Here is a 9,069-nt window from a genome sequence, read left to right as displayed (position 1 = left end):
GAGGGGGAAGACGGGCGCTCTCAGCGGGAGCGGGGGGGGCCCAAGCCGCTCTTGATGTGCGGTGGATCCCGGAGGAACACGCGCTGCTGCATCAGCCGGAGTTGCTGTGGCGTCGTCCCCAGGTCTGGGAAGAGCGCCGCCGCGACCTGCTCGGGCACGGCCCCCACGTGGATGCCGTCCAGGGCCGTCCGGTTGGACAGCACGATGACGGTCATGTCCTTCGAGGGCAGGTACTGCATGGTGCCGTTGAACCCGAAGATCTCGCCACGGTGGCCGATGAAGCCGTACTGCGTCTGCTTGAAGATGGAGAGGCCCACCTGGAGGCCTGGCAGGCCCGTGTCGATGAAGGCCTGCTGCTGCTGGCGGACCTGCGGGCTGAGGAGATTGCCTTTCAGCTCGGCGTGCATCCACTTCAGCAGATCCTCGGCATTCGAGACGAGCGACCCGGCCGCCGCCGCGTTCGTCACATTCTGCTCGGTGAAATCGATGAGCTTGTCCTCGCAGGTGAGGCCGGCCATGGCGCAGTTCTGCGCCCCGACGAAGTTGGCCAGGTTGACGTAGCCGTGGTTGTTGGAGCCAATCCCGAGCTCTCCCGGTCCCGGAATGAAGGTGTGCTTCAAATGCAGCGGCTTCAGGAACCGGTTCTCGATCACCTTGTTCCAATCGGTGACGGGAAGCCCGTCCACCTTCGCGGCGATCATTCCCAGCAGGATGGCGTGCGTGTTCGAGTAGCTGAAGGGAGAGCCGGGCGGGAGCACGGCATTCGCGGCGATCGACTCGGCCCGCAGCTGCCCCGCGAGCGTCAGCAGATCCTGCGGCTGCTGATAGAGGTGGTTCCGATCCGTGATCAGCGTGATGATCCACTGCGGCGAGTTGGTGAAGCTCTCGATGCCGCTGGTGTGATTCATCAACTGGCGGATGGTGATGGCATTGCCATCGATGTTGGGGATCACCCCCGGCAGCCACTTCTCGAGCGTGTCATCGAGGCTGATCTTCCCCTCGCCCACCTGCTGGAGGATGGCCATTCCCACGAAGTTCTTGGTGATGCTGCCGAGCCGGAAGGTCGCGTCCGGCTTCATCTTCTTCGTGCAGGGGTTGTCCAGGCATCCGGTGACGCCAATCCAAGGCTTGGAATTGCCAATCTGCACCGCCATCACCATCCCGGGCGCCTGCATGGTGGCCGCCGTCTCGTCGAGAAGGTTCTGGAGCGTGTCCGTGACCGGAGGAGGCAAGGGCGTGGGCAGGGATTTGCCAAACGTGGCGCACCCCCCCAACACGCTCGACATCATGGCAATCGCGAGTAGTCCTGCACGGAGGGTCTTGGACTTTCCAATCATCGCAGCTCTCTCCTCACCAGGGCCCCGAGACAGGGGCCCGCCGGCGCGTGAGGCGCGACAGTTCAAACGAGGCGCGTGCACCATCGAAACGATGGCCCCGGCCTTCTTGATCTTCGTGCTTCCTGCGCCCGGATCTCGGCGGAGCAGTCATTGCTCGTCGCCGCTCAACGGGTGGAAGGGGACACCGCCGGATGTGATGGGCTTGGATCACCGCGTTGCGGCCCTGCCCGCTGCTCGCTCGGTCCGTCCGTCCGTCCGTCCAGCGGGCGAGCGGGGTCTCCGCCCCCCCGGGGAAGCAGCCGGGCAGGCTTGACGCTCCCTGAGCGAAGCGACACAGTGACCGGCAGGAACATGCGTCCCGCGGCCCCCCCTACGAATCCCTGGTTCCCTACCCGTCAGCCCAACCCCAACGCGCGGCTTCGGGTCTTCTGCTTCCCCTTCGCCGGAGGTGGCGCCTCCGTCTACAACGGCTGGGGTGCGGCGCTGCCCTCGGGCGTCGAGCTGGTCCCCGTCCAGCTTCCCGGCCGCGAGCGGCGCATCATGGAGCCGCCCTTCCGGCAGATTCCCCCGCTCCTGGACGCGCTGGAGCCGGCGCTCGCCCCACTGCTGGACAAGCCCTTCATCTTCTTCGGCTACAGCATGGGCACCCGGGTGGCCCTGGCCCTGGCGCAGCGCTGGAAGGTGCGCGGCGCGCCCATGCCCCTCGGGATGGTGGTGGCCGCCGCTGGCGCGCCCCACCGCCACCGCGACTCGCGCGACGAGCTGGATGACCCGGCCTTCATCGAGCTGCTGCGCAAGTACGAGGGCACGCCCGCCGAGGTGTTCGCGCACAAGGAGCTGCTGGAGATGGTGCTGCCGGTGCTGCGCGCCGACTTCGCCATCGCCGACGCCGTGCTCCCCGCCCTCCCGGTGAGCTGCCCCATCTCCGCCTTCGGGTCCCACGAGGATCCCCACGTGCCCCTGGCGGAGCTCGAGCACTGGCGGGAGCTGACCACCGGCGACTTCCGTGCCCGCCACTTCCCCGGCAAGCACTTCTTCCTGCGCACCGCCCGCGAGCCGTTGCTGGCCGCCCTGCGCGAGGACATCGTCCGCTGGTTCCCCGAGGTCGGCCCCTAGCGGAGTGTCTTACAAACAGAGGAGAGCAAGGCCAGAGCGCATGGAATGACGTGCGCTTTTTTGCTGTACGTCCGGCCACGGCTGCCGCCCTCGCGCGCGACGCCGTGAGCGAGGGAGCGGGGCCCGTCAAGGGGGGGGCGAATCATCTGGCGTCCCGCATCCTATCCTCCAGGGTCGTTTCCCCTAAGGGGGAAGGGCCAGCGTGATGGCGAACGAGCACCGGAGTCCTGGGGTGGGCGGTACGCAGCTCGACGGCAGACGGGGCGCGCTGGGCAGCCCGTGTTGGCCGACGCTCGTGGTGGTGCTGGTGCTCCTCGGGCTGCAGACGGCGTGCGCGATGGGCTACCCCATGGGGGGAATGCTGGCAGGCAGCGCTCGCCATCGGTGGCGGGCGCAGCGGGCGAGCCCCAAGCCACACGAGATGGTGGGCCTGGCCCAGGCGGCGTCCGTAACGAAGACTGGGGAGGCGGCTGAGGACCTGGAGGGCGGTGTCGCGCAAGCCGAGGAGCGCGAGGCCGGTGTGCCGATGGCGGCGGACACTGGCCTGGTCGCCGCGGCGGCAGAGCGGGCCCGGCATCGTGCGCGGCGCGTGAGCGAGGGGGGCGACGATGAGATCCTAGAGGGGAGGAGCGTTGGGTGGCCCGATGGAGTAGGCGACGGACGGCCCTTCGAGGTGCCCATGACGCTCGACTACTTCCAGGGCTTCCTCGCGCAGGCGGGCATACCCAGCACGGCGCTGCCGAAGGACGGGCGCACGCTCGCACCTCAGCAGGCGATGGAGCTGGTGCCCCATCTACTCTCCACGCCGCTGACGCTGGGCAACTTCGGGCTCCGGAGGATGGCGGCGCACCTTCTCCTCGAGGTTGCCGCCGGCGGCGAGGCCGTGACGCGGGACGAGCTCCACGCGCGCATGCGGCGCTTCTCGCGGTTGCTGGTGCTTCGTCCGGACGGATACCTGGTGAGGGCCACAACGGGGGTCGCGGTCCAAAAGGCCGGCCAGGTGGTGCTCGCCGAGGACGGCACGCTCCGGGCCGGGCGCTTCGAGGTGGGGCCGTTCTACGCTATCGAGGGCGAGCGCCTTTTCCCGGTGGACCAGGGGCTCGAGGTTCCGAAAGGCGCGCGTCCAGCGGGCCTCTATGAGCCCGACGACAACCCGGCGCTCGCGGTGGCCGAGGGTGCCGTGCTCGCTGTAGTGGACATGGTGGAAGGACTCTACCGGCTCGTCTTCTACACGGGCGAAACGCTGGAGGGGCTCGCGCAGCTGCCGGGGGCGGTGAGGCAGCTCTACGAGAACTCGCCTCAGCTGTGGGAGGAGTTCCGTCACAAGCCCTACGCTGAGAAGGTGCGCACGGTGTCGCGGCTCGCCACGGGCGCCGTGCTGACAGTGGGCACGGCCGGTGCGGGCACGGCGAAGGTGGCGGCCTGGGGCGGCAAGCTGGGAAGCCTCACAGTGCCCCTGCTGTCGCTGTCGGGTGAGGGACTTCTGGCGGTGCGCCTGGTGGCCGTGCCCGTGGGGAGTGTTGCCACCGCGGCCGCGCCGGCGCTGAGCGCGACCTACGTGCTGCACATGGCCAACACGGGCACCCATGGCGCGGGAGGCGGTGGCGGGTGGCCTCCGGTTGGTGGGCCCGGTCAGTGGGTGGAGGACACTTCGAGTATGTCGGAGCAGGCCCGGGCCTTCCAAGCCCAGGTGACGGGCGCCCCGAAAGGCTGGTGCTACAAGGTGTGCCGGAATGGGACGTGCGTCGAGTACGACGGCTTCGATCCGAAGGAGGGCGTGCTTCTCGAGGGCAAGGCGCGCGGGTACGAGCAGTGGTTCGACAAGGACCTCAAGCCCAAGCTCGACTTTTACGAGGGCTTGGGGGACCTGCTCAAACAAGCGCGACGTCAGTTCCAGATGGCAGGCGGGCTGCCAATCCGCTGGCACGTCGCCGAGCCTCGGATGGTGGCCGTGCTTCGGAAGTATTTTGATGAGCGGGGCCTTCATTCCATAGAGGTGGTTTACACTCAACCGGTGAAGTGAGGCCGCCGGGCATGAGCGAACGCTACGAGATCAAAGCGTATTGGGGGCACCGTCCAGAGTCGGCCGATGAGTGCGCACGGCGGGCGGAGACGTTCTTCCGCCTTCTTGGGGAATGCCATCCGGACTTCGCGCGGTGGTACGAGAAAAGCAACTCCGCTCGAAAGGCGTTGCAACTCGGCTTTGAGCCCACCCGCGAGACCTTCATCCGTTTCTTCGGCCGCGAGAAGTACCAGATTCTGGATGACGGTTTTGAGTTCGACGCCTGGACGGGGCATGTGGAACAGGGCCGGGGCGGATCGGTCATGCTCGGTTGTGGGTCGAAGGCGGAGTTTGCGCCGAACTTCCTGTGGCTGGTTCTCCCGAATGAGGCCCTGGGTCAGGAGCGCGTAGTCACGGGTCCTGTCGTCTCTGGTGCCATGCGCGCCGTGGCTGTGGCGTGGGAGCCGGAGTGGGCGGTTGCGACGGCTGACGGGCTGTGGGACGAGCTTTCCGGCGGCAGTCAGCTCGGATGCTTCGTTGGCTGGATGACGTACTTCTCGCGGGAACGGGGCGAGGTGCCTGTCCTCCCTGCGCCGGTGCGCGTTGAGCCCGTGGGTGACAAGGGAACACTCGTGACACTCACCCCGGAGCGACTTACCCCCAGCAATCCGGAGCACGTGGCGCTCGCTTGGCGAACGCAAAGGGCGCTCGAGGAGTGGGGGCTGCTCCGGTTGATGGTGCCGCCGGCTTCCAGGCGGAATGCGTGAACGGTCGCCTTGTGTCCAGGCTGGCCGCCCTGCGCGAGGACATCGTCCGCTGGTTCCCCGAGGTCGGCCCCTGAGCTAGCGGCCCGGGACGAACCAGGGCGGCCCATCCCCCGCCAGCGGCACGGTCCGCTGGCACCGCACCGTCAGCGGCAATTCCCGGCTCCGGCGCACCGCCACCGCCGCCGGGTGCTCCGGCGACAGCCGCAGCTGCACGAACTGCCACGTCTCCGGATCGTCCGCCAGCCGCGCATCAAAGGAGATGCGCGGCGGCTGCCCGGGCTCCAGGTGGAAGGCGAACTGATCCAACGGCAGGCTCAGCCCCGCGCCCCGGGCCTTGATGTAGGACTCCTTCAGGGTCCAATAATCGAAGAAGCGCTCGCGCTGGCGCTCGGCCGGGAGGGAGCGCAGGGCCTGCACCTCCGAGCGGGCGAAGAAGGAGTCGGCCAGCTCCACCGTCTGGCCCGGGCGGCCGGAGTGCTCCACGTCCGCGCCCACGTCGGTGTCGAGCACCACCGCGCACACCGCCATGCCGTCCGTGTGCGAGAGGTTGAAGCGCAGCCGGGGCAGGCCCTCGCCGGAGAGCTCCGGGCGGCCGTAGGCGTTGACGGCGAAGCGCCAGGCCTGGGGCTGCACCGGCGCGTAGCGCGACAAGGTGACGCGCACCAGCGCATGCGACACGAGGAACTGCAGCTTGTGCCGGTCGAAGCGGAAGCGCGAGTGCCGCTCCCGCTCCTCCGCGCTGAGCATGGCCAGATAGGCGGCGAGCAACCGGGGCTCGGAGACACGCTCCGGCTCCACCACCCACAGGTGGACTTCGTCGGGGCGTAGGGAGAGGGGCGGCTCGGAGGGAGGGCTCGGCATCATGGGCGAAGTCCAGCCCCCACCCCTATCGCGTCACGGGCGCACGCGCCAGCCCGAGAGCGGGCGCGCCGCCCGTCAGCTCACGGTTGGGGGACGACGCCGAGCTGCAGCTCGAGGTCGAACGTCAGGTCCGGCGATGTCCCACCCGTCTGCTTCACCACCACCGCGATGGTGTTCTCCCCCTGGACGAACACGTTCGTGGGGACGGTGCCCCCCGCCAGCTCGTTCTCCGCGCCGGCGCTCGCGTACTTCTCGTGCGCGACGCCCTTGTCCACGTTCCGGCCGAACACCTGCGTCCCGTTGACGAACACCGCGATGCCGTCGTCGAAGAGGACGCGCAGGTTGGCCTCGGTGACGGTGCCGTTCACGGTGATCTTCTTGCGGAAGTAGACACTCGACTGGGAGGGCGTGGTGCGGTTGAGCACCGTGGCCTCGTCCCCATCGCCGTAGCCGAGCTGGCCCGCCCCCGAGGGCCAGGCCGAGTCATCGAAGCCCGGCGTGCTCCAGTCCGCGCCGGGGTTCAGCCCGCTGTCCTGGTACTTCCACGTGGACCGGAACGGAATGGCCATGACCGACACCTGCGGGCTGATGGTGAAGGGCGCGTTGCTCACGTCCGACAGGGGCGTGGTGCCGCCGACGCGGGACACGCGCACCAGGGCCTGGCTGGTGTTCAGTGACGGCACCGTCCAGGCATACAGGCCGGTGTTGGGCACGCCGAAGGCGATGGGCGTCCAGCTCGCGGCGCCGTCCGCCGAGAGCGCAAGGTCCACGCTCGGCACGTTGCCGGAGCTGGACCAGGTGATGGACGTGGACTCGCCCGGCTGGAACACCTCGCCGCCGTTGGGCGCGGAGACCACCAGCGTGTCCGGCACCGGTCCGGCGAGCTGCGCCACCGCCAGCGAGAGCGCGAAGGTGAGATCATCCGAGTTGGGGGACACCTGCTTCACCATCGCGGTGATCACGTTCTCCCCCACGCGGAACGGATTGGACGCCAGCGGGAGCTGGACGCGCTCGTACGCATTGGTCGTCGAGCCGGTGGCGTAGGCGCTGAAGCCCGTCCCGTTGCCCATGTTACGGGAGAAGACGGGCACGCCGTTGATCCACACGGCGATGGCATCGTCGTACAGCACCTCGAGCTGGGCCTCGGTGACGAGGTTGTCCAGGGTGATCTTCTTGCGGAAGTACACCGTGGGAGCGCCCGGGGTGAGCACCGTGCCCTCGTCCTCGTCGCCGTAGCCGAGCTGGCCCGGGCCCGCCTTCCAGGCCGAGTCATCGAAGTCCCGGGCGAGCCAGGCGGTGCCCTGATCGATGCCCCGGTCGTCGTACTTCCACGTGTCGCTGAAGACGATCTTCTTCTGGGCGGCCGGCGCCACGTAGCCCAGCTTCACGATGCGCCCCACCGAGGGCACGCCGCGCCCATCCAGGATGAAGAGCATGTAGTAGCCCGGGGGCGCGGCGAAGTTGCTCTCGGGCGCGGACACCTGCAGCCCACCGCTGGTGGGCGTGAAGGACAGCTTGAGGAAGCGCTGGTGCTGATCGAAGGCGTGCGTCACCGAGCCGAGCGCCAGCAGCGTCACCTTGGCCACCTGGGCCGCATCCGCGGTCTGCACGAGGAAGCTCGTCCCCGGGGTGATGACGGCGGGCGCCTCCTGGATGGTGGGCCGCCCGCCGTCCTGCTTGAGGTACGGGGGCGAGAAGATCTCCGTGGTGCGCCGGTTGCGGCCACCGCCGGTGAGCACGCGCCCATCCGGCAGCAGCAGGGCCGTCGAGTGATAGCCCCGGTAGTCCACGGCGGGGGCCAGCTTCGTCCACGTGTTGGTCTCGGGATCGTAGAGCTCGGGCACCTTGACGGGCAGGGTGTCGTCATCGAAGTCCGCGCCGCTGCTGCCGCCTGTCACCAGCACCTTGCCATCCGGCAGCAGGGTGGCGTTGAGCTGGCGCCGGGGAAAGGCCATCGGAGCGCGCGCCATCCAGGTGGGCGAGGGCTGCGAGAGATCAATCTCCTCCACGGTCTCCGTGGCGGGCGAGCCGCCGCCGATGATGAGCACCTTGGAGCCGATCATCACCGCCGCGCCGTAGGCCCGGCCGTTGTACGTGCTGGAAGGGCCGTCGAACCAGGTGCCGGTGCCTTCGGGATCCAACCAGCGCGAGCGGCGCCAGGGGCCCGCGAAGAACAGCTTGCCGTTGGGCGCCAGGAACATGCGCGGGTAGTAGGGCAGATCCTGGATGGCGGTGGTGAGGTCGCGCCACTTGCCCGTCTTGGCCTCCCACACCTGCGGCAGCGGGTTGCTGGAACCCGCCGCGTGCGTCTCGCCCGAGAGCACCACCACGTCACCGTTCTGCAACGTGGTGTTGGTGGGGTACCACCGGTTGTCGTTCATGTTCTCCGAGCGGCTCCACGTGAGCGTGAAGGGATCGAAGATGCTCACGTAGGGGTAGCCCACGTGGGAGATCTCATGGCCGCCCGTCAGCAGCAGGCGCCCATCGGCCAGGTAGGAGTGGCCCGAGCAGAAGATGTTGTAGTCGGGCATCGGGAGATCCGTGAGCGCGCTGGTGGCGGGATCCCACAACCGAGGCGGCGTCAGGCCCTCCTCGAACTCGCCGAAGAACATCACCTTGCCGGTGGGCAACAGGTGCGCGTGCGTCAAGGAGACCGGGAAGGTCGTCATGGACGACCACTCCCCCGCCACCTTCGGATCCGCGGCCCTCGCCGCTGACGGCACCGCCGCCAGCAACATCCCGGCCGCCAAGAACAGACTACTCCCCCAAGCCCTGAAGGCTGATCGCCCCATCCGTCCCCCTCCTCCACCGCCCCATCCCAATGTGGCAAGTCAACGTAGGACCCGTGCGGAGGGTGCCAAGCTGTGCGGAAGTCCAGGCGTCGTGACGAATGCCAGACACACCAGGGCGTCCGTGTGTCCAGGGGTGCGACATAGACGGACGAAGATCCGGGGGTAGAAGACACTCCCACTGCCCCGCGGGGCAG

The 9,069-nt window shown here is 68.5% G+C and carries 6 protein-coding genes; 3 read left to right on the top strand and 3 right to left on the bottom strand.

Going from position 1 to position 9,069, the window contains the following annotated elements; genetic code table 11:
• Window positions 1-20 precede the first annotated feature (20 nt).
• Window positions 21-1,289 (bottom strand): serine hydrolase domain-containing protein, encoded by a 1,269-nt coding sequence (locus NR798_RS21790; RefSeq protein WP_375773415.1) that lies wholly within the window; start codon window positions 1,287-1,289, stop codon window positions 21-23.
• A 399-nt stretch (window positions 1,290-1,688) separates the two neighbouring features.
• Here NR798_RS21790 and NR798_RS21785 point away from each other — a divergent pair, with 399 nt between their 5' ends.
• The 3 genes from NR798_RS21785 (at window position 1,689) to NR798_RS21775 (ending at window position 5,222) form a co-directional block, all read left to right on the top strand.
• On the top strand, window positions 1,689-2,453 hold the full coding sequence (locus NR798_RS21785; RefSeq protein ID WP_375773414.1) for a thioesterase II family protein: 765 nt from the start codon (window positions 1,689-1,691) through the stop codon (window positions 2,451-2,453).
• Window positions 2,454-2,658: 205 nt separating this feature from the next.
• Complete coding sequence (locus NR798_RS21780) at window positions 2,659-4,476, top strand: Tox-REase-5 domain-containing protein (protein WP_375773413.1); 1,818 nt, start codon at window positions 2,659-2,661, stop codon at window positions 4,474-4,476.
• 11 nt (window positions 4,477-4,487) lie between these two features.
• Complete coding sequence (locus NR798_RS21775) at window positions 4,488-5,222, top strand: immunity 52 family protein (RefSeq protein ID WP_375773412.1); 735 nt, start codon at window positions 4,488-4,490, stop codon at window positions 5,220-5,222.
• A gap of 75 nt (window positions 5,223-5,297) precedes the next feature.
• On the opposite strand, the gene NR798_RS21770 is transcribed toward NR798_RS21775, so the two are convergent.
• Both NR798_RS21770 and NR798_RS21765 read right to left on the bottom strand, forming a co-directional pair.
• A complete protein-coding gene (locus NR798_RS21770; RefSeq protein ID WP_375773411.1) occupies window positions 5,298-6,086 on the bottom strand; it encodes a 4'-phosphopantetheinyl transferase family protein in 789 nt (262 codons plus the stop codon).
• Window positions 6,087-6,163: 77 nt separating this feature from the next.
• On the bottom strand, window positions 6,164-8,752 hold the full coding sequence (locus NR798_RS21765; protein ID WP_375773410.1) for a galactose oxidase-like domain-containing protein: 2,589 nt from the start codon (window positions 8,750-8,752) through the stop codon (window positions 6,164-6,166).
• Window positions 8,753-9,069: the final 317 nt, after the last annotated feature.

The sequence above is a fragment of the Archangium gephyra genome (assembly GCF_042230915.1).
GTDB classification, from domain to species: domain Bacteria; phylum Myxococcota; class Myxococcia; order Myxococcales; family Myxococcaceae; genus Archangium; species Archangium gephyra_B.
This window is presented reverse-complemented; position numbering and strand designations above follow the sequence as displayed.

What these genes read in the sequence shown, in the direction of transcription:
- NR798_RS21770 (WP_375773411.1), bottom strand. Translation starts at nt 6,086, where the DNA reads ATGATGCCGAGCCCTCCCTCCGAGCCGCCCCTCTCCCTACGCCCCGAC.
- NR798_RS21780 (WP_375773413.1), top strand. Translation starts at nt 2,659, where the DNA reads ATGGCGAACGAGCACCGGAGTCCTGGGGTGGGCGGTACGCAGCTCGAC.
- NR798_RS21765 (WP_375773410.1), bottom strand. Translation starts at nt 8,752, where the DNA reads ATGACGACCTTCCCGGTCTCCTTGACGCACGCGCACCTGTTGCCCACC.
- NR798_RS21790 (WP_375773415.1), bottom strand. Translation starts at nt 1,289, where the DNA reads ATGATGTCGAGCGTGTTGGGGGGGTGCGCCACGTTTGGCAAATCCCTG.
- NR798_RS21785 (WP_375773414.1), top strand. Translation starts at nt 1,689, where the DNA reads ATGCGTCCCGCGGCCCCCCCTACGAATCCCTGGTTCCCTACCCGTCAG.
- NR798_RS21775 (WP_375773412.1), top strand. Translation starts at nt 4,488, where the DNA reads ATGAGCGAACGCTACGAGATCAAAGCGTATTGGGGGCACCGTCCAGAG.